A 24814-nucleotide genomic window follows, 5' to 3' on the forward strand; every position below is an offset into this window, starting at 1 on the left:
GCCGCTAGCGCCGGAAGGCGCGGACGATGAGCAGCAGCGCGAGCAGGACGGCGACCGCGGCGGCCGTCGCCGAGGGCAGCGCGAGCAGGAGGACGAGCGCGCCCGCCGCGGAGACGATCGCGGGCCACCGCGCGCCGGCGACTCCGCGGTCCAGCCGGCGCAGGATCAGCGCGATCAGCGAGGCCGCGACCGCGAAGGCGAGCAGGGCGTCGGCGTCGAGGACGACCACGGCGAGCACCGACACCAGGCAGACGGCGAGCTGACCGGCCGCGGGCACGCCCGTACGGCGGTTGCGGTGGGCGAAGGGGCCGGGAATCTCGCCCGCGTCCGCGAGCCGGACCAGCGCCGAGGCGTCCAGCCGGGTCAGGGCGACGAGCGCGAGGAGGGCGGCGAGCACGGCCGCGATGCCGACGAGGGCGGCGGCGGGGGTCCCGGCTGCGACCGCGGAGAGCGAGGCCGGGACATCGGCGAGCTCCTGCGGACCGACGAGCAGGAGCAGCCCGACGCCGATCACGGCCGCCACGAGGGTCGTGACGCCGATCCCGAGCAGCGATCGGCCGAGCGTCGGAGTCTCGCCGGGCGAGGCGGGCGCGAAGAGGACGAGCAGCAGGGCGGCCGCCGTTCCGGCCCCCTCCGCGCCGCCGATCACCGTCTGGGACGGGATCGCGGCGGGGTCCGCGAGGGCGACGATCGCGGCCGAGGCCAGCAGGAGGAGCAGCACGAGCCCCAGGAGCAGGCGCGCGAGGCCGGGCGGGACGGCGCCGCCGCGGAGCACGAAGAGGGTGGTGCCGACGATCAGGAGCACGGCGACCGGGCGCGCGCTCGCGCCGACGATCGAGTCGGCGGCGGTCAGTGCGAGCGCTGACGCCGCGAGCGCGCGGCCGGCGAGCCCGAGCCACTCCCCCGTCGGTCCGTCGTGCACCTCGCGGCCGGAGTCGGCGACTGCGCCGACCACGGCCATCGCCGCCGCGAGCCCGAGACCGAGCAGCAGCCACCAGCCGGCCTCGTGCGCGGCGGGCGACCAGACCAGGAAGAGCGCGGCCACGGCGATCGACGCCCGCGACAGCTCGGAGGCGCGCAGCAGACCCCCCGTCCGGGTCTGATCACCATGCATGCGCATTCACTCATGCTAGGGCGTCGGACGCTCCCCCGAGCGAGCCGAAGGCCGCTGACCGCGGACGCCCCTGCTGATCGAGCAGCCCGCGCAGCGGGCGTGTCGAGATCCACCACCGTCAGACGCGGGTCCGCAGACCACCCCGCGGGCGACGCCGGGTCTCGATACGCCGCTCCGCGGCTACTCGACCAACATGGAACGGCACTGAGCCGCTCGCGCGCGAGCGGCGCCGCACCATGTTGATCGAGTAGCCCGCGCAGCGGGCGTATCGAGATCCACCACCGTCAGACGCCGGTCTGCAGACCGCCCTGCTGAGGACGGCGGGTCTCGATACGCCGCTCCGCGGCTACTCGACCAGCATGTGGCGCGCAGAGCCCGGACGTCTCCGGTTGCGGCCTACGCGTCGCCGTCGAACATGGAGGTGACGGAGCCGTCGTCGAAGACCTCGTGGATCGCGCGGGCGAGCAGCGGGGCAATCGGCAGGATCGTCAGGCGGTCCCACTTCTTCTCCTCGGGCAGCGGCAGGGTGTCGGTGACGACGACCGAGTCGATGAACTCGGAGCTGAGCAGCTCGCGGGCCGGGTCGGAGAAGACGGCGTGGGTCGCGGCGACGACGACGCCGATGGCGCCGGCGGCCTTGAGCGCCTCGGCGGCCTTGGCGATGGTGCGGCCGGTGTCGATCAGGTCGTCGACGAGGAGGCAGACGCGGCCGCTGACCTCTCCGACGATCTCGTGCACCGAGACCTGGTTCGCGACCTTGGGGTCGCGGCGCTTGTGGATGATCGCGAGCGGGACACCGAGCTTGTCGCTCCAGATGTCGGCGACGCGGACGCGGCCCATGTCCGGCGAGACGACGGTGAGGGTCGAGGGGTCGAGCTTCTCGCGGAAGTGCTCGAGCAGCACCGGCATCGCAAAGAGGTGGTCGACGGGGCCGTCGAAGAAGCCCTGGATCTGCGCGGCGTGCAGGTCGACCGACATGATGCGGTCGGCGCCGGCGGCCTTGAACAGGTCGGCGACCAGGCGGGCCGAGATCGGCTCGCGGCCGCGGCCCTTCTTGTCCTGGCGCGCGTAGGGGTAGAACGGCGCGACCACGGTGATCCGCTTGGCCGAGGCGCGCTTGAGCGCGTCCACCATGATCAGCTGCTCCATGAGCCACTCGTTGATCGGCGAGGTGTGCGACTGCAGGACGAAGACGTCCCCGCCGCGGACCGACTCGCCGTAGCGGACGTAGAGCTCGCCGTTCGCGAAGGTGCGCCCCTCGGTGGTGACCAGCTCGGTGCCCAGCTCGTCGGCGACCGCTTCCGCCAGTGCCGGATGCGCCCTCCCCGAGACCAGGACCAGGCTCTTCTTGTTGCTGGCGGTGATGCCCGTCACTGTGCTCCGCTTCCTCCGGTCGCGCGGTCGGTGCCCTCGGGCTCCGACGCCTGGGCGGCCTCGGCGGCGGTGGCCGACGCGGTTCCCGGACGATGGGTCTGCACCCATCCGGCCATGTTGCGCTGCGGAGCGACGGTGATGCCGAGGGCTCCGGCGGGGATGTCCTTGCGGATGACCGTGCCGGCGCCCGTGTACGCTCCGTCACCGATTCTAACGGGGGCGACGAAGACGTTGTGCGACCCGGCGCGCACGTGCGACCCCACGACGGAGGACGCCTTGTTCACCCCGTCGTAGTTGGCGAAGATCGAGCCGGCGCCGATGTTGGACTCCTCGCCGATCGTCGCGTCGCCGACGTAGGAGAGGTGCGGCACCTTCGAGCCGGCGCCGATCGTCGCGTTCTTGGTCTCGACGTAGGTGCCGATCTTGCCGCGCTCGCCGAGGACGGTGCCCGGGCGGAGGAACGAGAACGGGCCGACCTGCGCCTGCGCGCCGATCACCGCGAGCGTCGCATCCGAGCGCTTGATCACCGCGTCCTCGCCGACCTCGCAGGAGTCGAGGGTCGTGTCCGGCCCGATGATCGCCCCGGAGGCGATGACAGTCGGCCCCTTGATCTGCGTGCCGGGGAGGATCTCGACGTCGGGCGAGAGGACCGCGTCGACGTCGATCCAGGTGGTGGCCGGGTCCTGGATCGTGACGCCCTCCAGCTGCCAGCGGCGGACGATCCGGGCATTCAGCTCGAGCGCCGCGTCGGCGAGCTGGGCGCGGTCGTTGATGCCGGCGACGAGCCAGCGGTCCTGCACGGGGACGGCCTCGATCGCACGGCCGGCGGTCTTCAGCGCGGCGGCGGCGTCGGTGAGGTACTTCTCCTGCTGGGCGTTGTCGGTGCCGATGGCGCCGATCACCGCGCGGAGGGCGGCGGCCTCGAAGGCGTACACGCCGGCGTTGGTCTCGGTGAGCGCGAGCTCGGCGTCGCTCGCGTCCTTCTGCTCCACGATCGAGGCGAAGCCGCCGTCGACGCCGCGGACGATGCGGCCGAAGCCGGTCGGGTCCTCGAGCACGCAGGACAGCATCGTCAGGGCGTTGGCCGCCGCGAGGTGCTCGTCGACCAGGCGGCGCAGCGTCGGGGCGTCCAGCAGCGGGACGTCGGCGCTGAGCACCACGACGGTCCCGTCGAAGTCGTCCGGCAGCGCGGCGAGGCCGAGCTCCACGGCGCGGCCGGTGCCGGGCACCTCGTCCTGATCGACGACGAGGGCCGCGGGCGTGTGGTCCAGGACCGCGGCGGCGACCCGCTCGCGCTCGTGCCGGACGACGGTGACGACGTGGCCGGCGTCGAGCGAGGCGGCCGTGTCGAGGACGTGCCCCAGCAGCGGGCGCCCGGCGAGGCGGTGCAGGACCTTGGGGGTGCGGGACTTCATCCGGGTGCCCTGGCCTGCGGCCAGGATCACCACCGCGAGCGTGCTGTCGACCATGGTGCGCGTGCTCCTCCGTCCGGCACCGGTGCTCGGTGCTCGAGCTCCGCCACCAGGATTCGAACCTGGACCGGACAGCTCCAAAGGCTGCCGTGCTGCCGTTACACCATGGCGGACCGCGCTCTCGCGCGCCGTCCATCCTGCCATCCGCCCGCACCCGCCGTCGCCGTGGCGTCCCCGTCGAGCGGCTCCCGGCGACTCCCGGGGCGCGCACCCGCCAGAATGGACGGGTGAGCGCGAATGACGAGGTGGACGGCATCGTCGACGCCTGGGTGCGCGAGCGGCCCGACCTCGACTTCACTCCCCTGCAGGTCTTCTCCCGGATGCGCCGGCTCGCCAAGCAGCTGGAGCGGGCGCGCGGCAGCGCGTTCGGCCGCTCGGAGCTCGAGACCTGGGAGTTCGACGTCCTCTCCGCCCTCCGCCGCGCAGGGGCGCCCTACCGGATGAGCCCGAAGCAGCTGCTCCAGGCGACGATGGTCACCAGCGGCACGATGACCAACCGGATCGACCGGCTGGTCGAGCGCGACCTCGTCGAGCGCCTCGACGATCCGAACGACGGCCGCGGCGTGCTGGTGCAGATGACGCCGTCGGGCCTGTCCCGGGTGGACGCGGCGATCACCCGGCTCGTCGACGCCGAGCAGGAGCTGCTCGGAGCCCTCACGCACGCGCAGCAGGAGCGGCTGGCGCAGCTGCTCCGCAAGCTCTCGCTCGACTTCGGCTGACTCCGCTGCAGAACATCAGCTGAGACGGGGGTCCCTCCCCCCACAGCGGAGGCACCCCCTTCTCAGCTGATGTTCTGCGCCGCGCTCAGCCCTCGAGCAGCTCCGACAGCTCCAGCCAGCGCAGCTCGAGCCCGGCCGCCTCGTCCTGGTGCTCGCGCAGCTTCGCGTTCAGGCCCAGGATGCCGTCGTAGTCGTCCGGGTCGTGGGTGGCCATCTTCTCGTGCACCGCGGCGGAGAGCTGCGTGAGCTTGTGCAGGCGCCGGTCGATCGCCGACACCTCCTTCTCGGCGGTGCGCCGCTCGGCGCCGCCGAGGCCGGACGGAGCCGGAGCGGATGCGCCCGTCGAGCCGCCCGCGGGCGCGCCCTTCTCCAGCGCGCGGCGCAGGTCGAGGTACTGCTCCACACCACCGGGCAGGTGGCGGAACGCGCCGTCCATCACGGCGTACTGCTGGTCGGTGACCCGCTCGAGCAGGTAGCGGTCGTGCGAGACGACGAGGAGCGTGCCCGGCCAGGAGTCGAGCAGGTCCTCGATCGCGGCGAGCATGTCGGTGTCGAGGTCGTTGGTGGGCTCGTCGAGGATCAGCACGTTGGGCTCGCTGAGCAGGATCAGCAGCAGCTGCAGCCGGCGGCGCTGGCCACCGGAGAGGTCCTTCACCGGCGTCGAGAGCTGCGCGCTGGAGAAGCCGAGGCGCTCGAGCAGCTGCCCGGGCGTCATCTCCTTGCCGCCGATCGAGTAGCTGGTGCGCTGCTCGGCGATGATCTCGCGGACCGGCTGGTGCTGCACCTCGGTCAGCTCGCGCAGCTGCTGGTCGAGGATCGCGACGCGGACCGTGGTGCCGCGCTTGACCTTGCCGCTGGTCGGCTCCACACTGCCGGCCACGAGACCCAGGAGCGTCGACTTGCCGGCGCCGTTCACGCCGAGGACGCCGGTGCGCTCGCCGGGAGCGATCCGCCACTCGATCCGATTGAGCACGGTCCGCTCGCCGTAGCGGACGGTGACGTCGAGCAGGTCGACGACGTCCTTGCCGAGCCGCGAGACGGCCAGCTGCGACAGCGAGACGGAGTCGCGCACGGGCGGCTCGTTCTCGATCAGCTGGTTCGCCGCGTCGATGCGGAACTTGGGCTTGGCGGTGCGGGCCGGAGCGCCGCGGCGGAGCCAGGCCAGCTCCTTCTTCATCAGGTTCTGCCGCTTCGACTCCATGGTCGAGGCCATCCGGTCGCGCTCGACGCGCTGCAGGATGTAGGCCGCGTAGCCGCCCTCGAAGGGCTCGACCAGGCGGTCGTGCACCTCCCAGGTCGCGGTGCAGATCTCGTCGAGGAACCACCGGTCGTGGGTGACGACCGCGAGGCCGCCCGAGGTCGCGGCCCAGCGGCGCTTGAGGTGCTCGGCGAGCCAGGCGATGCCCTCGACGTCGAGGTGGTTGGTGGGCTCGTCGAGGAAGACGACGTCCCAGTCGCCGACGAGCAGCTTGGCCAGGGCGACGCGGCGGCGCTGGCCGCCCGAGAGCGCGCCGACGACGCCGTCCCAGGGGACGTCGCGCAGCAAGCCGGCGATGACGTCGCGGGTGCGCGCGTCCCCGGCCCACTCGTGCTCCTCGAGGCCGCCGACGACGGCCTGGGCGACGGTGAGCTCCTCGTCGACGGTGTCGGCCTGGTCGAGCATGCCGAGCGTGACGCCGCGGCGGTGGGTGACCCGGCCGCCGTCCGGCTCGATGCGCTGGGCGAGCAGGCGGAGGAGGGTGGACTTGCCGTCGCCGTTCCGGCCGACGATGCCGATGCGGTCGCCCTCCTCGATGCCGAGGGAGACGTCGTCGAAGATGACCCGCGTGGGGTACTCGAGGCGGAGCGACTCAGCGCCCAGGAGATGTGCCATAGGGGCCGAGTTTACCGGGGGCCGCCTCCGCGGATCCCCACGGGCGGACGCGGTGCGCTCAGGCGACCGTCACGGTGCGCATGTGCCAGCCGGTCGCACCGTCGGGGGCGGGCGGCGCCTCGTCCTGGGTCTGCACCAGGCCCTCGGAGTCGGTGGCGCGGACCAGGACGACGTGGTCGCCGGCGATCGCGTCCCACTCGTAGACCCACTGGATCCAGGTGTCGGCCGTGACGGCCTCGGCGAGGCGCGCGGTCTGCCAGGCACCGCCGTCGATCTGGACCTCGACCTTCGAGATGCCGGTGTGCGGCGCCCAGGCGACGCCCGCGACCGCGACCGTGCCGGCCGGAACGGCCTGGCCCTGGCGGGGGACGTCGATCCGGGACTCGACCTTGATCGGGCCGCGCTCGGTCCAGCCGCGGGTCGACCAGTAGGCGACGTCGTCCTCGAAGGTGGTGACCTTCAGCTCGGTGACCCACTTGGTCGCCGAGACGTAGCCGTAGAGGCCCGGGACGACCATCCGCACCGGGAAGCCGTGCTCGACCGGAAGCGGCTGGCCGTTCATGCCGACGGCGAGGAGGCTGGCGCGACCCTCGTCGGTCAGCACCTCGAGCGGGCTGGAGGCGGTGAAGCCGTCGATGCTGCGGGAGAGCACCATGTCGGCACCGGCGGTCGGGCGAGCACGGGCGAGGAGCTCGCGGATCGGGTAGCCGAGCCAGAGCGCGGTGCCGATCAGGTCGCCGCCGACCTCGTTCGAGACGCAGGAGAGGGTGACGAGGTGCTCCTCGAGCGGGAGGGCGAGGAGCTCGTCCCAGGTGAGGGTGATCTCCTCCTCGACCATGCCGGTGATCTTCAGCGACCAGTCCGCCGGATCGACGCTGGGCACGGAGAGCGCGGTGTCGATCCGGTAGAAGTCGTCGTTGGAGGTGACGTAGGAGCTGATGCCCTCGATGTCGTCGAGGACGCCGGTCGCGGAAATCGGCGCGGCGGTGGCGGCGGGGGTCGGCAGCACGACGGCCTCGCGGACCGCGGTGACGGCGGAGGCGGCGGCGGTGACGACCCGCGCGCCCACGCCCGCGACGACAGCGGCGGCACCGGCGATGCCGACCAGGCGGAGGAAGGAGCGGCGGTCGGTCGAGCCCTGGGCGGGCTCCTCGTCCCAGGCGCGCAGGCGGGCGGAGGCGGCGCGCAGCACCATCGCGCCGGCGACCATGCCGACGACGCTCGGCGCGGCGTCGATGCCGGAGGCGCCCTCCCGGCTGACGGCCGCGAGGGCTCCGAGGCCCGCGACGGCGGCGAGGACCAGGACGCCGAGCGGTGTCTTGCGGTACTCGAGCAGTCCGGCGGCGATCGCGAGCAGGGCGACCGCGATCCCGAGGGAGACGAGGAGGACGAGCTTGTCCCCGGTGCCGAACAGGGCGATGACCGTGTCCTTGACGCCGGGCGGGACGATGTCGATCACGAAGCCGCCGACCGCGACGAGAGGGCTGCCGCCGGCGCCCGTGAAGACGGCGACGAGCTCGGCGGTGGCGAGGGTGACGGCGGCCGAGACGAGCCCGGTGAGGATCGCGAACAGTGCTACTCGTCTGGGGGCCATGAGCGGCACTCTAGGCCACGAGATCGAGCGTTCTCTGCGGACGGCGGGTAGGTCTCGATACGCCGCTGCGCGGCTACTCGACCAGCATGGTGAAAGCCGGTGCCCCGCACATGCTGATCGAGCAGCCCCCGCAGAGGGCGTCTCGAGATCCACCGTGTCCAGCAGGGCGGGTCTCGATACGCCGCTCCGCGGCTACTCGACCAGCATGGTGNNNACATGCTGATCGAGCAGCCCCCGCAGAGGGCGTCTCGAGATCCACCGTGTCCAGCAGGGCGGGTCTCGATACGCCGCTCCGCGGCTACTCGACCAGCATGGTGAAAGCCGGTGCCCCGCACATGCTGATCGAGCAGCCCCCGCAGAGGGCGTCTCGAGATCCACCGTGTCCAGCAGGGCGGGTCTCGATACGCCGCTCCGCGGCTACTCGACCAGCATGGGTGGGCCGCTGCGCCGCTACTCGACCAGCATGCCCCGACGGCATGCCTCAGGTGGAGAGGAGGCGGGCGCCGTGGACCGGGCCGGAGACGCGGACGGCGCGCAGGCGGGCGGACGTCAGCTCGAGCTGCAGGTCGAGCGCGGCGTCGGCGTCAGGCAGGAGGAAGGCGACCGTCGGGCCGGAGCCGGAGACCAGGCCGCCGAGGGCGCCGCTCTCCTCGCCGCGCTCGAGGATCCGCGCGAGGCCGGGCTGCAGGTGCAGGGCGGGCGCCTGGAGGTCGTTGTGCATCGCATCGGCGAGCATCGCGGCGTCGCCGGCCCGGAGTGCCTGCAGCACGTTGGGCTCGATGCTCGGCGTCGCGGAGATCGGCCGGAAGTCGTGCAGGTGCCGCTCGCGGTGGCGGTCCAGCTCGCGGTAGACCTCGGGGGTCGACAGGCCCTGCTCCGAGAGCACGAGCACCCACTCGAAGCGGCCCTTCGCGAGCGCGGGGCTCAGCTCGTCGCCGCGGCCGACGCCGATGGCGGTGCCGCCGGTGAAGGAGAACGGGACGTCCGCGCCGAGCCCGGCGGCGATCCCGAGCAGCTGCTCGCGGGTGCAGGCGGTGCCCCAGAGCGCGTCGCAGGCCAGCAGCGTCGCGGCGGCGTCGGCCGAGCCGCCGCCCATCCCGCCCGCGATCGGCACGTTCTTCTCGATCTCGAGGTGCACGCCGCCGCGGTAGCCGGTCGCCCGGGCGAGGGCCCGCGCCGCCTTGATCGCGAGGTTCGACCCGTCGACGGCGAGGCCGCGGGTGTCGATCGAGCCGGAGAACTCGACCGAGAAGTCGGGGGCGTCGCTCGCGCGGACGTCCTCGTAGAGCGACAGCGACTGGAAGGCCGTCGCGAGCTCGTGGTAGCCGTCCTCGCGGACCGCGCCGACCTTCAGGTAGACGTTGATCTTGCCTGGCGCTCGCGCGTGGACCCGGTTCGACGTCGTCGCGCGATGGGCCATGCGACCACGCTACAGGGTGGCGGAGCCGCGCTCGTCCGCGGCGGGAGCGCTCTCGTCGACGGCCTCGCCGGCATCCTCGTCGACGCTCTCGCCGTCGTCCTCGGGCCCTGTCGCAGTTGGCACCGCGCCACCGCGGACCGGCACCCGCGCCGGGTCGAGCGCCCGGCCGAGGGCGGTGAACGCCGCGACGTCGAGCTCCTCGCCGCGGGCCGTCTGCGGCACGCCGGCCGATTCGAGCGCGGCGATCGCGGCCGTGCTGTCGCCGAAGAGCGCGGCGAGCGACTGGCGGAGCATCTTCCGCCGCTGCGCGAACGCCGCGTCGACCACCGCGAAGACAGCGCGGCGCAGGGTCTCGTCGCCCGGCTCCTCGCCGCGCTCGAACGAGACGAGGACGCTGTCGACGTTGGGCACCGGCCAGAAGATCTGCCGGGACACGGTGCCGCCGGTCGTGAACGAGCCGAACCAGGACGCCTTGACGCTCGGGCCGCCGTAGATCTTGGAGCCCGGGCCGGCCGCGAGGCGGAGGCCGACCTCGGACTGCACCATCACCACGCCGGAGCGGATGCTCGGGAAGTGCTCGAGGAAGTGCAGCAGCACCGGCACCGAGATGTTGTACGGGAGGTTCGCGACGAGCCGCACGGGCTCGCCCGGCAGCTCGAGCACCTTCATCGCGTCCGCGCGGATCACGGTGAGGTCGGCGGCGGGCGCCATCAGCTGGACCGTGCGGGGCAGCTGCTCTGCGAGCCGGCCGTCGATCTCGACGGCGACGACCCCGGCGCCGGCCTCGAGGAGGCCGAGGGTGAGCGAGCCGAGCCCCGGGCCGATCTCGACGACGCTCTCGCCCCGCTCCACGCGGGCGAGCTTGACGATGCGGCGGACGGTGTTGGCGTCGTGCACGAAGTTCTGGCCGAGCTTCTTCGTCGGCGTGACGTCGAGCAGCTGGGCGAGATCGCGGATCTCGGCGGGTCCGAGCAGCTTCGGGACGGCGACCTCCTCGGCGGCCGCCTCCGCCGCGTGCCGGCCGGTCATGCCAGCTGCCCGACCGGCTCCGACGGCTCAGAGCCGACCTCGCCACCCCACTCGCCGTAGACCTGCTCGGTGTTGGAGGCGATCGTGGCGGCCAGGTGCCCGACGTCGGTCTCCAGCGTCGCGGCCATCGAGCGGAGGGTGTGCGGGATCAGGTAGGGCGCGTTCGGGCGGCCGCGGAACGGCTCCGGAGTGAGGTACGGCGCGTCGGTCTCGACGAGGATCAGGTGCCGCGGAGTGGCGACCAGCGCCTCGCGCAGCGACTCGGCGTTCTTGAACGAGACGGTGCCGGCGAAGGAGAGGTACCAGCCCTCCTCCGCGCACATCCGCGCCATCTCGGCGTCGCCGGAGAAGCAGTGGAAGACGGTGCGCTCGGGGGCGCCGACCCGGCGGAGGGTCTCCATCACCTCGCGGTGCGCGTCGCGGTCGTGGATCTGCAGCGCGGTGCCGGTCTCCTTCGCGATGCGGATGTGCTCCTCGAACGAGCGGAACTGGGCGGCGCGGCCGCTCTCGCCGGTGCGGAAGAAGTCGAGGCCGGTCTCGCCGACGGCGCGGACGCGCGGCTGGGTGGCCAGCTCGGCGATCACGGCGAGGGCGTCGTCGAGCTCGCCGCGCTCCTCGAGCGCGGGCGCCTCGTTGGGGTGGATCGCGACGGCGGCGAGCATGCGCGGCTCGGAGGCGGCGCGCTCGGCCGACCAGCGGCTGGTCTCGACGTCGGTGCCGACCTGCACGACGCCGCGGACGCCGACCGTGGAGGCGCGGTCGAGCTGCTCACGGTAGTCCAGGGGCTCGAGGCCGTCGCTGATCTCGAGGTGGGTGTGGTTGTCGTAGACGGGGACGACGAGCGCCTCGGGCAGCGGCGGGTACGTCAGGTCGCGGCCGGACGTGTTCTCACGGGCGCGGACGTGCTGGCTGTCGGTCATGCGTCCAGGCTACCGGGGCGGGGCGGCGGGGCCCCGGCGGGCGGATCTGGAGAGTGCGCGCTTGCAGAGGGCGGATCTCGATACGCCCGCTGCACGGGCTACTCGATCAGAATGAAGGGCCCGCTGCGCGGGCTACTCGATCAGCATGAAGGGCCCGCTGCGCGGGCTGCTCGATCAGCATGGAGGCGCAGCCGTCGGCTGGGAACGCGTCCGCCTGCTGGTCCGGCCGCCCTCCGCAGGGCGGCCCACCATGCAGGTCGAGTAGCCGCCGCAGGCGGCGTATCGAGACCCCGCGTTTGCAGACGGCGGATCTCGATACGCCCGCGCAGCGGGCTACTCGATCAACATATGGGCGCCCGCGGAGCAGGCTCCGTGACCCTCGGAAGGCGCCCGCGCAGCGGGCTCCGCCAGCATGAAGGCGCCCGCGGAGCGGGCTCCGCGATCAACGGCCCGGACGGGTCAGGACTCCGGGACCTCGATGCGGGGGAAGAGCGGCGCGAGGGTGCCGACGGTGGTGCCGACGGGCAGCTGCCCCCACTCCCCCGCCGCGCGCAGCGGCTGGGCGGTGAGGGCGCCGAGCGCGTCCTGCACGCCGAGCGCCTCCCAGAGCGCCGTGGTCGCGCGGGGCACGACCGGCGAGAGCAGCACCGCCAGGGCGCGCAGCCCCTCCGACGCCGTGTAGAGCACGGTGCCGAGGCGCTCGCGCTCGTCCTTCTTGGCCAGGGCCCACGGCTCCTGCTCGGTGATGTAGCCGTTGAGCTCGTCGACGATCGTCCAGACGGCGGTGATCGCGTCGTGGATCGCGAGGGTCTCGATCGAGCGGTCGGCCGCGGCCGCCGCCTCCGCGACCGTCGCCCGCACGCGCTCCTCCGCCTCGCTCACTGCCGAGGGCTCGGGCACGACGCCGTCGTAGTAGCGGTGCAGCATCGCGATGACCCGCGAGGCGAGGTTCCCGAAGCCGTTGGCGAGCTCGGCCTGGTACCGCGCCGCGAGGTCCTCCCAGGAGAAGGAGCCGTCCTGGCCGAAGGTGATCGCCCTCATGAAGTAGTAGCGGAACGCGTCCGAGCCGAAGGTGTCGGTGATCTGCTCCGGTGCGATGCCGGTGAGCTTCGACTTCGACATCTTCTCGCCGCCGACCAGCAGCCAGCCGTGGCCGAAGACCTGCTTGGGGACGTCGAGCCCGGCGGCCATCAGCATCGCGGGCCAGATCACCGCGTGGAAGCGGAGGATGTCCTTGCCGACGATGTGGGTCGCCGGCCAGCGGCGCTCGAACTCCGCCTCATCCTGGCCGTAGCCCACGGCGGTGATGTAGTTGAGCAGCGCGTCGAACCAGACGTAGACGACGTGCGAGTCGTCCCAGGGCACCTTGACGCCCCAGTCGAAGCTCGAGCGCGAGATCGAGAGATCGGCGAGGCCCTGGCGCACGAAGCTGACGACCTCGTTGCGCGCCGACTCGGGCTGCACGAAGTCGGGGCGCTCCTCGTAGAGCGCGAGCAGGCGCTCGGTGTACTCGCTCATCTTGAAGAAGTAGTTCTTCTCCTTGAGCAGCTCGACCGGCTTGGAGTGGATCTTGCAGACGTACTGGCCCTCGTACTCGCCGGTGCCCTCGTCGAGGTCGGAGAGCTGCTTGTACTCCTCGCAGCCCACGCAGTAGTAGCCCTCGTACTCGCCGGTGTAGATCGCGTCCTCGTCGTAGAGCTTCTGCAGGAACTTCTGCACGTTGACCTCGTGGCGCTGCTCCGTGGTCCGGATGAAGTCGTCGTTGGCGATGTCGATCGTCGACAGCAGCGGCTTCCACGAGTTCTGCACGAGCCGGTCGGCCCACTCCTGCGGGGTCGTCCCGTTCGCGGTGGCGGTGCGCAGGATCTTCTGGCCGTGCTCGTCGGTCCCGGTCAGCAGCCAGGTGTCGTCGCCCGCCTGGCGGTGCCAGCGGGTGAGGACGTCGGCGGCGACCTCGGTGTACGCGTGCCCGATGTGGGGGACGTCGTTCACGTAGAAGATCGGGGTCGTGAGATAGAAGGAGGCGCCGTCGGACATGGCGACCATCCTAGGGTTCGCCGCCGTGGCCTCCCGCTGTGTGACGGAGCGGTGCGGACGCGACCCGGGCCGGGGCTCAGCCGCGGCGGGAGGCGAGGGCCGCCTCGTACAGCGCGCGCTTGGAGAGGCCGGTCATCTCCGCGACCTCGGCCGAGGCCTCCTTGAGCCGTGCGCCGGCCGCGACCCGCTCGAGCACGTCGGCGAGCCCGTCCTCGAGGGAGGACTCGCGCTCGGGAGCGCCCTCGACCACCAGGCAGATCTCGCCGCGGAGGCCGTCGGCCGCCCACTCGGCGAGCTCGGCCGCGGTGCCGCGGCGGACCTCCTCGAACATCTTGGTCAGCTCGCGGCAGACCACGACCCGTCGCTCGGGCCCCATCGCCTCGACGAGATCGGCGAGGGAGTCGCCGATGCGGTGCGGCGACTCGAAGAAGACCATCGTCCGGCGCTCGTCGACGAGCGAGCGGAACAGCGTGACCCGCTCGCCGTGCTTGCGCGGCAGGAAGCCCTCGAAGCTGAAGCGGTCGGTCGGCAGACCGGAGACGGCGAGCGCCATCAGCACGGCCGACGGGCCGGGCAGGGCGGTCACGCGGACACCGGCGGCGACGGCGGTCTCGACGAGGTGGTAGCCCGGGTCCGAGACGGTCGGCATGCCGGCGTCGCTGAGGACGAGGAGGTCCTCCTCGCGGGCGAGCTCGACCAGCTCGGCGGAGCGCTCGCGCTCGTTGTGGTCGTGCAGGGCGTAGAGCTGCGGACGGTTCTCGATCCCGAGGGCGCGGAGCAGCTGGATGGTGACGCGGGTGTCCTCGGCGGCGATGTGCCGGGTGCTCTCGAGCGCCTCGACGAGCCTCCGCGTCGCGTCGCCGAGATTGCCGATGGGCGTGCCGGCCAGGATGATCATCCGTCCATCCTCCCAGTCGGCGCGCGTCGGCGGCCGAACACGGCCCGGCGGCGGATCCGCGCGCCGTTAGCATGGCCGGGTGACGGACCGACCGCAGCGCGACTTCGACGACCTGCTCCTCGACTCCGCGGGGGCCTCGCGCGCCGTGCCGGTCGGGCCCGCGGACGGGAGCACCGCCGAGAGCACCGCCCGCGGCACTGCCGCGAGCACCGCCGAGAGCGCCCCGACGACGCGCGTGCGCGAGAGCGCGCCGGACCTGCCGCGTGGCTCCTGGTTCGACGACGTGCACGACCGCCTCGTCGCGACCACCGCGCGCCGCCGGCTCTGGGAGCTGGGGCTGCCGGTCCTCGTCGTCGTGGTCGCCGCCGTGCTCCGCCTCTGGAACCTCGGGCACCCGCGCTCGCTGGTCTTCGACGAGACCTTCTACGTCAAGGACGCCTGGACCCTCTGGAACCTCGGCTTCGAGGGCGCCTGGCCGGAGAACCCCGACCCGGGCTTCGCCACCGGCGCCGTCGACGTCTTCACCGGAGCGCCGTCCTTCGTGGTGCACCCGCCGCTGGGCAAGTGGATCATCGGGCTCGGGATGGGCCTGCTCGGCGCGGACGACAGCGTCGGCTGGCGCCTCGCCACCGCGATCGTCGGCATCCTCGCGGTCGCCCTCGTGATCGTGATCGGGAAGCTGCTCTTCCGCTCCACCTTCCTCGCCTCGCTCGCCGGCCTGCTGCTCGCGATCGACGGCCACGCGATCGTGATGTCGCGCGTCTCGCTGCTCGACGGCATCCTGATGTTCGTCGCCCTCTGCGGTGTCGCCGCGATCCTGCTCGACCGGCGCTGGGCCGAGGAGCGGATGGCCGTGAAGGTCGCCGCGGGCGACCTGCCGAGCTGGGGACCGGTGCTCTGGTGGCGGCCCTGGCTGCTGACCGCCGGTCTGATCTTCGGCCTCGCCGCGGGAGTGAAGTGGACGGGCATCTACTTCCTCGCCGCCTACGGCGTCTACGCGGTCGTCGTCGACGCGCTGCTGCGCCGGCGCGCGGGCGTGCCGTTCTGGGTCAGCGGCGCGATCCTCAAGCAGGGGCCGGTCACCTTCCTCCTGGTCGTGCCGATCGCGCTGATCGCCTACCTCGGCACCTGGCTCGGCTGGCTGCGCACCTCGGGCGGCTGGGCGCGGCAGTGGGCGACGGAGGCCCCGGGCAACGCCTGGACCGGCGCGCTCGCCTGGGTGCCGGACTGGGCGCAGAGCCTCTGGCACTACCACGTGCAGATGTACGACTACTCGATCAATCTGCGCGCCACGCACCCCTACGAGGCGAACCCGCTGACCTGGCTGCTGATGCTGCGGCCGACGAGCATGTACTTCGTCGACCAGGCGACCGGGGTCGACGGCTGCGCGGCGGTGCGCTGCGACGAGGCGATCACCTCGGTCGCGAACCCGCTGATCTGGTACGCCGGCGTGCTCGCGCTGGTCTACCTGCTCTACCGGCTCGCCCGCTACCGGGAGTGGCGCGCCGGCTTCGTGCTGATGGGCATCGTCGCCGGGTACCTGCCCTGGATGCTGTACCTCGACCGCACCGTCTTCCAGTTCTACTGCGTCGTCTTCGAGCCCTACATGATGCTGGCGCTCGCCCTGACAGCCGGGGTGGTGATCGGGAAGCGCGGTGACGAGCGCGGCAGACGCACGCGCGGCATCGTGATCGTGCTGATCTTCGTGGTGGTCGCGGCGGCCCTGACCGCCTACTTCTACCCGCTCTGGACCGGGCAGCAGACGTCGTTCTCGTTCTGGCAGGCGCACATGTGGTTGCCCTCGTGGGTCTGATCGCCCGGATCGGGCCCGGGCTCGCGGCCTGCGCGGCCGCGGCGGTCCTGGCGTTCGCGGTGCACCTGGCGATCCCCGCCGTGCCGATGCTGACGGCCGCCGTGGCGCTCGGCATCCTGGTCGCGCAGCTGCCGGCGGCCCGCCCGCTGCTCAGCGGCCGGCTGGCCCCGGGGCTCAAGTTCTCCTCGCGCACGCTGATGCGCGCCGGCATCGTCCTGCTGGGGCTCAAGCTCTCGCTCGTCGACATCGCTTCGCTCGGCTGGGGAGCGATCCTGATCGTCGTCGCGATCGTGCTCGCGACCTTCGGGCTGACCTACGGACTCGGGCGCGCACTGCGCCTGCCCGGCCGCGAGCCGCTGCTGCTGGCCGCGGGCTTCTCGATCTGCGGGGCCTCGGCGATCGGCGCGATGGCCGGGGCGACCCGCGCGAAGGAGGAGGAGCAGGCCGTGCCGGTCGCGCTGGTCACCCTCTGCGGCACCCTCGCGATCGCGGTGCTGCCGGCACTGCGCTACCCGCTCGGCCTCACGGACGTGCAGTTCGGGCACTGGGTCGGCGCGTCGGTGCACGACGTCGGCCAGGTGGTGGCGACGGCGCAGGTCGCGGGGGCGTCGGCCCTCGCGATCGCGGTGGTCGTGAAGCTGACCCGCGTGGTGATGCTGGCGCCGATGGTGGCGGTCGCCGCTGCCGTGACGCGACGCGGCGGAGACGAGGGCGGACCGCGCCCCGCCATCGTGCCGCTGTTCGTGGTCGGCTTCCTCGCGGCGGTGCTGCTGCGGACGCTCCTGCCGCTGCCGGAGAGCGTGCTGGTCGCGGCGGACACGGCGCAGACCTGGCTGCTGGCGGCGGCGCTCTTCGCGCTCGGGAGCGGGGTGCGGCTGCGGGCGCTGCTGACGACGGGCTGGCGGGCGCTGGTCGTCGCGCTCGCCTCGTGGTTCGCGATCGCCGTGATGTCGCTGGCGGCGGTGCACGCGACGCTGTGACGGTCGTCGCGGCGCGACGCTTCGAGTGCTCGCCGCCTGGGACTGTTACGGGATGCGTCGCTCCGGCGGCCCGGTGTCGGCGGCGCCCGCTAGCGTCGATCGCATGGCAGATCGCGAGTACGGCTTCAAGACGCGGGCAATCCACGCCGGCAACATCCCCGACCCGGTGACGGGCGCGCGAGCGCTGCCGATCTACCAGACGAGCGCATTCGTCTTCGACGACACCTCCGACGCGGCGGCGCGGTTCGCGCTGCAGAAGTACGGGAACATCTACTCCCGGCTCTCCAACCCCACCGTCGCCTCGTTCGAGGAGCGGGTCGCGAGCCTCGAGGGCGGCCTCGGTGCCGTCGCGACCGCCTCCGGCCTGTCGGCGCAGTTCATCACCTTCGCGGCGCTGGTCGGCGCGGGCGACCACGTCGTCTCCTCCGCCAACCTCTACGGCGGCTCGATCACCCAGCTCGACGTCACGCTGCGGCGCTTCGGCGTCGAGACCACCTTCGTGCAGTCGAGCGACCCGGCCGACTACGCCGCCGCGATCACCGACAGGACTAAGGTCCTCTACGCCGAGACGATCGCGAACCCGTCCGGCGAGATCGCCGACATCGAGGGTCTGGCCGCCGTCGCGCACGCCGCCGGCATCCCGCTGATCATCGACTCGACCGTCGCGACGCCCTACCTCGTCCGCCCGATCGAGTGGGGCGCCGACATCGTCATCCACTCGGCCACCAAGTTCCTCGGCGGGCACGGCACCACGCTCGGCGGCGTCGTCGTCGAGTCGGGCCGCTTCCACTACTCGCAGGAGAAGTTCCCGCTGCTGCACGACGCCGTCGCCTCCTACGGGGGTCTCTCCTGGGACGGCAACTTCGGCGAGTACGGCTTCCTCACCCGCCTGCGCGCCGAGCAGCTGCGCGACATCGGCCCGGTCCTCGCCCCGCACTCGGCCTTCCTGCTCGCGCAGGGCGTCGAGACGCTGCCCTACCGGATCCAGGCGCACGTCGACAATGCGCGCCGCGTCGCGGAGTGGCTCGACGCCGACCCGCGGATCGAGGAGGTCTACTGGGCCGGCCTGCCCGCGCACCCGCACCATGAGCGCGCGCAGAAGTACCTGCCCAAGGGGCCCGGCTCGGTGTTCAGCTTCGTGGTCAAGGGCGGCCGCGCCGTCGGCCAGACCTTCATCGAGTCGGTCGACCTCGCCAGCCACCTCGCCAACATCGGCGACGCGAAGACGCTGGTGATCCACCCCGCCTCGACGACGCACGCGCAGCTCACCGAGCAGCAGCTGCTGCACGCCGGGGTGCTGCCGGGTCTCGTCCGGCTCTCGGTCGGCATCGAGGACGCGGACGACATCATCTACGACCTCGACCAGGCGCTCACCCGCGCGGTCGAGGAGCACGGCACGCCGGACGCACCGACCGAGCTCCCCGACGACGTCTCGGTGACCATCGACTCCCCGACCGTGGAGGTCTGACCATGAGCGACACCGCCACCGGCATCGCTGCCGACACCGCCGCGACCACCGAGGCCGACGACACCGTCGTCGCGCACCTGTCCAACGGGCTCAGCTGCTCCGTGCCGACGAACTCGCCCCTGGCGAAGCTGCTCAAGTCGCAGCGCACCTGGGTCGGGCCGGACGCGAAGAAGCGGCTGGACATCCTCCGCCGCGCGAAGACCGTCGCGATCGTCGGCGCCTCGCCGAACCCGGCGCGCTCCTCGTACTTCGTGTCGACCTATCTGCAGCAGTCGAGCGACTACGAGCTGTACTTCGTGAACCCGAACGCGAAGGAGATCCTGGGGCAGCCGGTCTACAAGAGCCTCGCGGACCTCCCCGTGGTGCCGGACATCGTCGACGTGTTCCGCAAGGCCAGCGACATCCCCTCGGTCATCGACGACGTCGTCGCCATCGGCGCGCCGACGGTGTGGGTGCAGCTCGGCATCTGGAACCAGGAGGCCGCCGAGTACGGCGAGTCGAAGGGCCTCACCGTGGTGATGGATCGCTGCCTCAAGGTCGAGCACGCCCGCTTCCACGGCGGCCTGCACCTCCTCGGCTTCGACACCGGCCAGATCACCTCCCGCAAGACCCTGCGCTGACGCCGCCCTCCTCCTCCGCGAGATGCCACTTGTGCACGCTTTCCACGGCGTGTCGCGCGCACAAGTGGCATCTCGCGGAGGGGGTCAGTCGCCCTTCACGTTGACGAGCTGGCGGAGGGTGTGCCGGATCTCGACGAGGTCGGCCGCGTCGGCCATCACCCGGTCGATCGGCTTGTAGGCCGCCGGGATCTCGTCGAGGAAGGCGTCGGTGTCGCGGTACTCGATGCCGGCCATCGCCTCGCGCAGCTGCTCGCGGCTGAAGGCCTTCCGCGCCGCCGACCGCGAGTACTCGCGACCGGCGCCGTGCGGCGACGAGTTCAGCGACATCGCGTCACCGCGCCCCACCACCACGTACGAGGCGGTCCCCATCGAGCCGGGGATGAGCCCCGGCCGTCCGGCGTCGGCCTGGATCGCGCCCTTCCGGCTCACCCAGACGTCGCGGCCGAAGTGGCGCTCCTTCTCGGTGAAGTTGTGGTGGCAGTTGATCCGCTCCCGCTCTTGGACCGCGACGCCGCTCCACTCGGCGAGCTGGCGGATCACCCGGTCCATCATCTCCTCGCGGTTGAGCAGGGCGAACCGCTGCGCCCAGCGCAGCTCGGCGACGTAGCGGTCGAACGGCTCCGTCCCCTCGACCAGGTAGGCGAGGTCGGGGTGCGGCAGCGCGATCCAGTGCCGCTCGCAGTACTCGCGGGCGACCCGGATGTGCGCCGTCGCGATCCTGTTGCCCACGCCCCGCGAGCCGGAGTGCAGGAACAGCCAGACCGCGTCCGTCTCGTCGAGGCTCACCTCGATGAAGTGGTTGCCGCTGCCGAGCGAGCCGACCTGCAGCCGCCAGTGCTTCGCCGAGCGCGCCGGGTCGAAGCCCGCCTCGACGGCGAGCGCCTCCAACTCGGCCACCCGCGGCTCGGCGGTCGCGACGACCTTCCGGTTCGCCGCGCCCGCCGACAGCGGCACCGCCCGCTCGATCTGGCGCCGCAGCTCGCCCAGATCGCGGCCGGCGAGGTCGCCCCGGGAGAACTGCGTGCGCACGGCGATCATGCCGCAGCCGATGTCGACGCCCACGGCCGCCGGGATGAGCGCGCCGAGGGTCGGGATGACCGAGCCGACCGTCGCGCCGAGTCCGAGGTGCGCGTCGGGCATCAGCGCCAGGTGGGGGTGGATGAAGGGCATCTCCGACGCGGTGAGCGCCTGCTGCCGCGCGTTGTCGTCCAGGATGCTCGCCCAGGAGACGAGCCGCTCCGTGATTCTCTGCATGGTCCTTCCTCTCGTGAAGGCCCGGCGGTCGCCGGGATCGGGGTGGGACGCGCTCGGGGCGGCGGGATGCCGCGAGCCGACCGCGAGGCCCCTCCCCTGCAGAGGAGTGCCGACGCACGAGGGCCCCGAGACGATGTCGTCCGGGAGCCCGCGGCGGATGCCTAGGGGTGCCGGACGACGCCGGGCTGGAGGTTCGCGAGATCGCGCTTCGAGCTTTCGAACTCGACCGCGCCGACGAGGGCGCGGAGGCGATCGGCGACGAGCAGCTCGTCGCGGGTCGATCGGTTCGCGGTCACGGGCTGCTCCTTCCGGGCGTCAGGGGTGCGCACTCCGGTGGCGCGCCCGCCGAAGCTAGCAGTGCTACTGGTGCCGTGCAACCCGGGCGTGTCGCGCGGCACGGGACGTCGGAGCACATCGGCGAAGGATCCTCCTGCCGTCCAGTGAGCACCTCCCCCTCGAGTCGGAGTCTCCTCCGCATCGCGTGGGCGCTCTCTGGGCGACCCCTCCGTGTCCCCGGATCCGTGACAGCGACAGGAGTAGGCAGGACGGGCAAGGGAGAAGCGAACTCCGCCGATCGTGACAACGAATCCGGCCGCCCGGCGGCCACGAAGAGGTGTACGAAACGATGAGAACCACCCGTCCCACTCCAGTCGCCCAGCGCCCGAGGCGCCTCCTGATCGCAGGGCTCGCTTGCGGCGCCCTCGCCCTCGGGTCGGTCGCCACGGCCCCGGCCGTCTTCGCGGCCGAGGCGCCGGTCAGCGCCGCTGCCGCGTCCGCCGCCGCCTGGCCCGTCGTCGCCGAGGGCGAGAACAGCGCCAACGCCCGCACGGTGCAGCACCTGCTGAACGCCGCCGGCGCCTCCGTGGACGCCGACGGCGTCTTCGGCCCCGCCACCGCCGCCGCGGTGACCTCCTTCCAGAGCGCGCGCGGCCTCTCCGCCGACGGCATCGTCGGCGCGCAGACCTGGGCCGCCCTGATCACGACGGTGTCCTCCGGCGACTCCGGCGAGGCGGTCAGCGCGCTCCAGGTGCAGCTGAACAAGGTCGGAGCGAGCCTCACGGTCGACGGTGCGTTCGGCGCCGCGACCCTCGCCGCCGTGAAGAGTGTCCAGTCCGCGGCCGGGCTGACCGTCGACGGCGTCGTCGGACCGCAGACCTGGCAGTCGCTGGTCGGCGCCGGCTCGGGCACCACGCCCGACCCGGGCCAGCCGGGCGAGACGTTCGCGACCCTCAGCGAGGAGCAGCTCGCGAACGTCCGCACGATCATCGCGGAGGGCAGGACCGCCGGCGTCCCCGAGTACGGCTGGGTCGTCGCCATCGCCACGGCGATGCAGGAGTCACGACTGCGGAACCTCTCCGGTGGCGACCGCGACTCGGTCGGCCTGTTCCAGCAGCGCCCGTCGGCGGGCTGGGGCGACGCGGCCGACCTCGTCGACCCGGTCTACGCCTCGAGGGCGTTCTACGGGGCGGCGAACAGCCCCACCACGAACACCGGCCTGACGGACATCGCCGACTGGGAGTCGATGTCGGTGACCGAGGCGGCCCAGGCCGTGCAGGTCTCCGCCTACCCGGACGCCTACGCGCAGTGGGAGACCCTGGCGCGCGAGGCCGTCGAGAGCGAGGGATGAGGATCATGAGCACCACGGACATCAGAACGACAGAGATCAGCACGCCGACGATCAGCACGACCGCCGCCACCACGACCCCCGAGACCCGGCGCGCACGGAGTCTCGGCGCCCGCGCCCTCGCGGTCGTCACCGCCCTGCTGCTCGCCTTCGGCGTCAGCGTCGGGACCGCGACCAGCGCTCAGGCGGCCGACTGGCCCGTCCTCTCCTCCGGCTCGACCGGGGAGGACGTGACCACCGCGCAGTACCTGCTCCGCTCCTCCGGCCAGTCGCTCGCGGTCGACGGCGCGTTCGGCGCCGGCACGCAGTCGGCGGTCACCTCCTTCCAGTCCGGCGCGGGTCTCGCTGCCGACGGCGTGATCGGTGCGGCCACCTGGGGTGCCCTGACGGTGACCGTGCAGAGCGGCGCCTCCGGAGACGCCGTCAGCGCCGTCCAGACGCAGCTGAACGCGAACGGCGCGTCCGTCGCGGTCGACGGCGCGTTCGGCGCGGCGACCACCGCCGCGGTGCAGAGCTTCCAGAGCAGTGCCGGACTGACCGCCGACGGCATCGTCGGACCGGCCACCTGGAAGGCGCTCGTCGCCGGGACCGGTGGCGGCACGACGCCTCCCCCGTCGGGCGACGCCGCCGCGACCGCGCAGGCGATCCTCGACAACCCGGGGATCGAGCTCTACGAGCTGGGCTCGGACGCCGCCTCCACCTCGCTCGCGAACATCCGCGACACGGCCGCCGGCCAGCCGGCCAAGACGAGCCCCGAGGGCGACGCCGGCGTGACCTCGGTCGCACTGAACCCGGCCATGCTCGACGCGCTGCTGAAGCTGAACACGCAGTACGGCCACACCCTGCGGGTCACCTCCATCGCGGGTGAGGACCACTCCACCGGCTCCGGCCACTACACCGGCGACGCGGTCGACATCGACCTGATCGACGGCGTGCGGGTCTACGAGGGCGCCGACCACCAGGCGATCCAGAACGCCTGCGCCGAGATGGGCGCGACGCTCACGCTCGGCCCCGGCGACGCGGGCCACTCGGACCACGTGCACTGCGAGTTCTGACCCTCGGGACCTCGGTCCGGGTACTCGGAACAACAGGGGGCGGGCGCTCGATCGGGCGCCCGCCCCCTTCCGCGCGCGAGGCGTAGTCTCGGGAGATGAGTGCATACGTCTCCGCCTTCGACCTGTTCAGCGTGGGGATCGGCCCCTCCAGCTCGCACACGGTCGGCCCGATGCGGGCGGCTCTGGCCCTCGCCGAGCGGCTGCGCGACGCCGGCCTGCTCGACCGGGTGAGCCGCGTGGTCTGCACGCTCTACGGCTCACTCGGCTCCACGGGCATCGGCCACGGGACGCCGGACGCGATCGTCGCCGGGCTGTCCGGGCTGCACCCGGAGACCTGCGACCCGGAGGAGGTCCGCGGAGCGTGGCGGCGGCTCGACGAGGACGGCGCGATCGCGCTCGCGGGCGAGGCGCGCCTGCCGATGACGCGCGACGACATCGCCTTCGAGCCGCGCACCCGGCTCCCCGAGCACCCCAACGCCCTGACGTTCAGCGTCTGGCTCGGCGACGCGGCGCTGCCCGAGTGGGAGGAGACCTACTACTCGATCGGCGGCGGCTTCATCCGCCGGGCCGGCGAGCGCGCCGAGCTGGCCTCGCTCGCTCCGCACCCCTACCCCTTCGTCTCCGCGCTCGACCTGCTCGCGACCTGCGACCGGACCCGCTCGAGCATCGACGAGATCGCCGCCGCGAACGAGCGGGCGCTGCACCCCGGCCTCGACGTCGACGCGCGGCTGGACGCGATCTGGGACGCGATGGCCGCCTGCGTCGAGCACGGCCTGGCGACCGAGGGCGTCCTGCCGGGAGGTCTGGGCGTGCAGCGCCGCGCCTCCGTCCTGCGCGGCAGGCTCGAGGCCTTCGAGGACGACCCGCTGGACCGCGCGCGGGCGACCTCGGTGGAGTGGCTGCACGCGTTCGCGCTCGCGGTGAACGAGGAGAACGCGGCCGGCGGACGCGTCGTCACGGCGCCGACGAACGGGGCGGCGGGCATCATCCCGGCCGTCGCGCACCACTACCTCCGCTTCGTGCCCGGGGCGGACCGCGCGGGCATCCGACGGTTCCTGCTCACCGCGACGGCGATCGGCTCGCTCTGCAAGACCAACGCGTCGATCTCGGGTGCCGAGGCCGGCTGCCAGGGCGAGGTCGGCTCGGCCTGCGCGATGGCGGCGGGCGCGCTGTGCGCGGTACTCGGCGGGACCCCGCGGCAGGTGGAGAACGCGGCCGAGATCGCGATGGAGCACCACCTCGGGCTGACCTGCGACCCCGTCGGCGGGCTGGTGCAGATCCCGTGCATCGAGCGCAACGCGATCGCGGCCTCGACGGCGGTGAGCGCGGCGCGGCTGGCGCTGCACGGCGACGGGACGCACCGGGTCTCGCTCGACACCGTGATCGAGACGATGCGCCAGACGGGCATCGACATGTCCTCGAAGTACAAGGAGACCAGCGAGGGCGGCCTCGCGGTCAACGTCATCGAGTGCTGAGGGCGGCGGTCGGTACCGCAGGAGGGACGGCCGCGCCAAGCGGACTGTGACGCCGGATGAACCACGATGACGCAC

General features: G+C 72.6%; 19 protein-coding genes, 1 tRNA gene and 1 pseudogene. 8 read left to right on the plus strand and 13 right to left on the minus strand.

What is annotated here, in order from left to right; all coding sequences use genetic code 11:
- Nucleotides 1-4 precede the first annotated feature (4 nt).
- From EDF43_RS16160 to EDF43_RS16175, 4 genes are all read right to left on the minus strand, one after another.
- Entirely contained in the window at nt 5-1120 is a 1116-nt protein-coding gene (locus tag EDF43_RS16160) for a hypothetical protein (RefSeq protein ID WP_132437717.1), read from the minus strand.
- Between the two features lie 390 nt (nt 1121-1510).
- The gene (locus EDF43_RS16165; RefSeq protein ID WP_123447631.1) at nt 1511-2488 is read right to left on the minus strand and encodes a ribose-phosphate diphosphokinase; all 978 of its coding nucleotides are present in this window, start codon (nt 2486-2488) and stop codon (nt 1511-1513) included.
- Complete coding sequence (gene glmU, locus EDF43_RS16170; protein WP_132437716.1) at nt 2485-3957, minus strand: bifunctional UDP-N-acetylglucosamine diphosphorylase/glucosamine-1-phosphate N-acetyltransferase GlmU; 1473 nt, start codon at nt 3955-3957, stop codon at nt 2485-2487. Before glmU ends, EDF43_RS16165 begins: the two co-directional genes overlap by 4 nt.
- A 44-nt stretch (nt 3958-4001) precedes the next feature.
- Nucleotides 4002-4073, minus strand: a tRNA-Gln gene (locus EDF43_RS16175).
- A gap of 114 nt (nt 4074-4187) precedes the next feature.
- Here EDF43_RS16175 and EDF43_RS16180 point away from each other — a divergent pair.
- A complete protein-coding gene (locus tag EDF43_RS16180) occupies nt 4188-4679 on the plus strand; it encodes a MarR family transcriptional regulator (RefSeq protein WP_123447633.1) in 492 nt (163 codons plus the stop codon).
- A gap of 85 nt (nt 4680-4764) precedes the next feature.
- On the opposite strand, the gene EDF43_RS16185 is transcribed toward EDF43_RS16180, so the two are convergent.
- From EDF43_RS16185 to rsmI, 7 genes and pseudogenes are all read right to left on the minus strand, one after another.
- The gene (locus EDF43_RS16185) at nt 4765-6552 is read right to left on the minus strand and encodes an ABC-F family ATP-binding cassette domain-containing protein (RefSeq protein WP_123737734.1); all 1788 of its coding nucleotides are present in this window, start codon (nt 6550-6552) and stop codon (nt 4765-4767) included.
- Nucleotides 6553-6610: 58 nt separating this feature from the next.
- Nucleotides 6611-8146 carry a molybdopterin-dependent oxidoreductase gene (locus tag EDF43_RS16190; RefSeq protein ID WP_132437715.1) on the minus strand — a complete coding sequence of 512 codons (1536 nt, stop codon included), beginning with the start codon at nt 8144-8146 and terminating at the stop codon, nt 6611-6613.
- A gap of 481 nt (nt 8147-8627) precedes the next feature.
- Nucleotides 8628-9566, minus strand: a complete 939-nt coding sequence (locus tag EDF43_RS16195; RefSeq protein ID WP_123705149.1) for a 4-(cytidine 5'-diphospho)-2-C-methyl-D-erythritol kinase — start codon at nt 9564-9566, stop codon at nt 8628-8630.
- A gap of 159 nt (nt 9567-9725) precedes the next feature.
- Nucleotides 9726-10595: pseudogene (gene rsmA / locus EDF43_RS16200) on the minus strand (16S rRNA (adenine(1518)-N(6)/adenine(1519)-N(6))-dimethyltransferase RsmA); the annotation flags it as partial.
- The gene (locus EDF43_RS16205) at nt 10592-11515 is read right to left on the minus strand and encodes a TatD family hydrolase (protein ID WP_127887222.1); all 924 of its coding nucleotides are present in this window, start codon (nt 11513-11515) and stop codon (nt 10592-10594) included. The pseudogene rsmA and the gene EDF43_RS16205, both read right to left, overlap by 4 nt.
- Nucleotides 11516-11974: 459 nt before the next feature.
- Nucleotides 11975-13552 carry a methionine--tRNA ligase gene (gene metG, locus EDF43_RS16210; protein ID WP_132437713.1) on the minus strand — a complete coding sequence of 526 codons (1578 nt, stop codon included), beginning with the start codon at nt 13550-13552 and terminating at the stop codon, nt 11975-11977.
- 76 nt (nt 13553-13628) lie between these two features.
- Nucleotides 13629-14450 (minus strand): 16S rRNA (cytidine(1402)-2'-O)-methyltransferase, encoded by an 822-nt coding sequence (rsmI, locus tag EDF43_RS16215; protein ID WP_132437712.1) that lies wholly within the window; start codon nt 14448-14450, stop codon nt 13629-13631.
- A gap of 79 nt (nt 14451-14529) precedes the next feature.
- On the opposite strand from rsmI, the gene EDF43_RS16220 reads away from it, so the two are divergent.
- The 4 genes from EDF43_RS16220 to EDF43_RS16235 all read left to right on the plus strand — a co-directional run bounded on the left by EDF43_RS16220 (nt 14530) and on the right by EDF43_RS16235 (nt 19331).
- Entirely contained in the window at nt 14530-16263 is a 1734-nt protein-coding gene (locus EDF43_RS16220; protein WP_243646345.1) for a phospholipid carrier-dependent glycosyltransferase, read from the plus strand.
- Nucleotides 16242-17243 (plus strand): putative sulfate exporter family transporter, encoded by a 1002-nt coding sequence (locus EDF43_RS16225; RefSeq protein ID WP_132437711.1) that lies wholly within the window; start codon nt 16242-16244, stop codon nt 17241-17243. Before EDF43_RS16220 ends, EDF43_RS16225 begins: the two co-directional genes overlap by 22 nt.
- Before the next feature lie 103 nt (nt 17244-17346).
- Complete coding sequence (locus tag EDF43_RS16230; RefSeq protein WP_243646344.1) at nt 17347-18711, plus strand: O-acetylhomoserine aminocarboxypropyltransferase/cysteine synthase family protein; 1365 nt, start codon at nt 17347-17349, stop codon at nt 18709-18711.
- A 2-nt stretch (nt 18712-18713) separates the two neighbouring features.
- Nucleotides 18714-19331, plus strand: coding sequence for a CoA-binding protein (locus EDF43_RS16235; RefSeq protein WP_132437710.1), 618 nt, complete (start codon nt 18714-18716; stop codon nt 19329-19331).
- 84 nt (nt 19332-19415) lie between these two features.
- Here EDF43_RS16235 and EDF43_RS16240 read toward each other — a convergent pair whose 3' ends face one another.
- Both EDF43_RS16240 and EDF43_RS22535 read right to left on the minus strand, forming a co-directional pair.
- Nucleotides 19416-20585 (minus strand): RtcB family protein, encoded by a 1170-nt coding sequence (locus EDF43_RS16240; protein ID WP_132437709.1) that lies wholly within the window; start codon nt 20583-20585, stop codon nt 19416-19418.
- Nucleotides 20586-20746: 161 nt separating this feature from the next.
- Nucleotides 20747-20881, minus strand: coding sequence for a hypothetical protein (locus EDF43_RS22535; protein ID WP_279389010.1), 135 nt, complete (start codon nt 20879-20881; stop codon nt 20747-20749).
- 329 nt (nt 20882-21210) lie between these two features.
- Between EDF43_RS22535 and EDF43_RS22540 the strand changes: the two genes are divergently transcribed.
- The 3 genes from EDF43_RS22540 (at nt 21211) to EDF43_RS16255 (ending at nt 24739) form a co-directional block, all read left to right on the plus strand.
- Nucleotides 21211-22212 (plus strand): peptidoglycan-binding protein, encoded by a 1002-nt coding sequence (locus EDF43_RS22540; RefSeq protein ID WP_132437708.1) that lies wholly within the window; start codon nt 21211-21213, stop codon nt 22210-22212.
- Nucleotides 22213-22217: 5 nt separating this feature from the next.
- The gene (locus EDF43_RS16250) at nt 22218-23264 is read left to right on the plus strand and encodes a peptidoglycan-binding protein (protein ID WP_165909153.1); all 1047 of its coding nucleotides are present in this window, start codon (nt 22218-22220) and stop codon (nt 23262-23264) included.
- Between the two features lie 95 nt (nt 23265-23359).
- A complete protein-coding gene (locus EDF43_RS16255; protein WP_123733580.1) occupies nt 23360-24739 on the plus strand; it encodes an L-serine ammonia-lyase in 1380 nt (459 codons plus the stop codon).
- Nucleotides 24740-24814: the final 75 nt, after the last annotated feature.

The organism is Rathayibacter sp. PhB179, assembly GCF_004345345.1.
GTDB classification, from domain to species: Bacteria; Actinomycetota; Actinomycetes; order Actinomycetales; family Microbacteriaceae; genus Rathayibacter; species Rathayibacter festucae.

Coding starts and splice junctions, on each gene's coding strand:
- EDF43_RS16195 (WP_123705149.1), bottom strand. CDS start 9,566: ATGGCCCATCGCGCGACGACGTCGAACCGGGTCCACGCGCGAGCGCCA.
- EDF43_RS16185 (WP_123737734.1), bottom strand. CDS start 6,552: ATGGCACATCTCCTGGGCGCTGAGTCGCTCCGCCTCGAGTACCCCACG.
- glmU (WP_132437716.1), bottom strand. CDS start 3,957: ATGGTCGACAGCACGCTCGCGGTGGTGATCCTGGCCGCAGGCCAGGGC.
- EDF43_RS16230 (WP_243646344.1), top strand. CDS start 17,347: ATGGCAGATCGCGAGTACGGCTTCAAGACGCGGGCAATCCACGCCGGC.
- EDF43_RS16205 (WP_127887222.1), bottom strand. CDS start 11,515: ATGACCGACAGCCAGCACGTCCGCGCCCGTGAGAACACGTCCGGCCGC.
- metG (WP_132437713.1), bottom strand. CDS start 13,552: ATGTCCGACGGCGCCTCCTTCTATCTCACGACCCCGATCTTCTACGTG.
- EDF43_RS16235 (WP_132437710.1), top strand. CDS start 18,714: ATGAGCGACACCGCCACCGGCATCGCTGCCGACACCGCCGCGACCACC.
- EDF43_RS16255 (WP_123733580.1), top strand. CDS start 23,360: ATGAGTGCATACGTCTCCGCCTTCGACCTGTTCAGCGTGGGGATCGGC.
- rsmI (WP_132437712.1), bottom strand. CDS start 14,450: ATGATCATCCTGGCCGGCACGCCCATCGGCAATCTCGGCGACGCGACG.
- EDF43_RS16190 (WP_132437715.1), bottom strand. CDS start 8,146: ATGGCCCCCAGACGAGTAGCACTGTTCGCGATCCTCACCGGGCTCGTC.
- EDF43_RS16240 (WP_132437709.1), bottom strand. CDS start 20,585: ATGCAGAGAATCACGGAGCGGCTCGTCTCCTGGGCGAGCATCCTGGAC.
- EDF43_RS22540 (WP_132437708.1), top strand. CDS start 21,211: ATGAGAACCACCCGTCCCACTCCAGTCGCCCAGCGCCCGAGGCGCCTC.
- EDF43_RS16160 (WP_132437717.1), bottom strand. CDS start 1,120: ATGCGCATGCATGGTGATCAGACCCGGACGGGGGGTCTGCTGCGCGCC.
- EDF43_RS16250 (WP_165909153.1), top strand. CDS start 22,218: ATGAGCACCACGGACATCAGAACGACAGAGATCAGCACGCCGACGATC.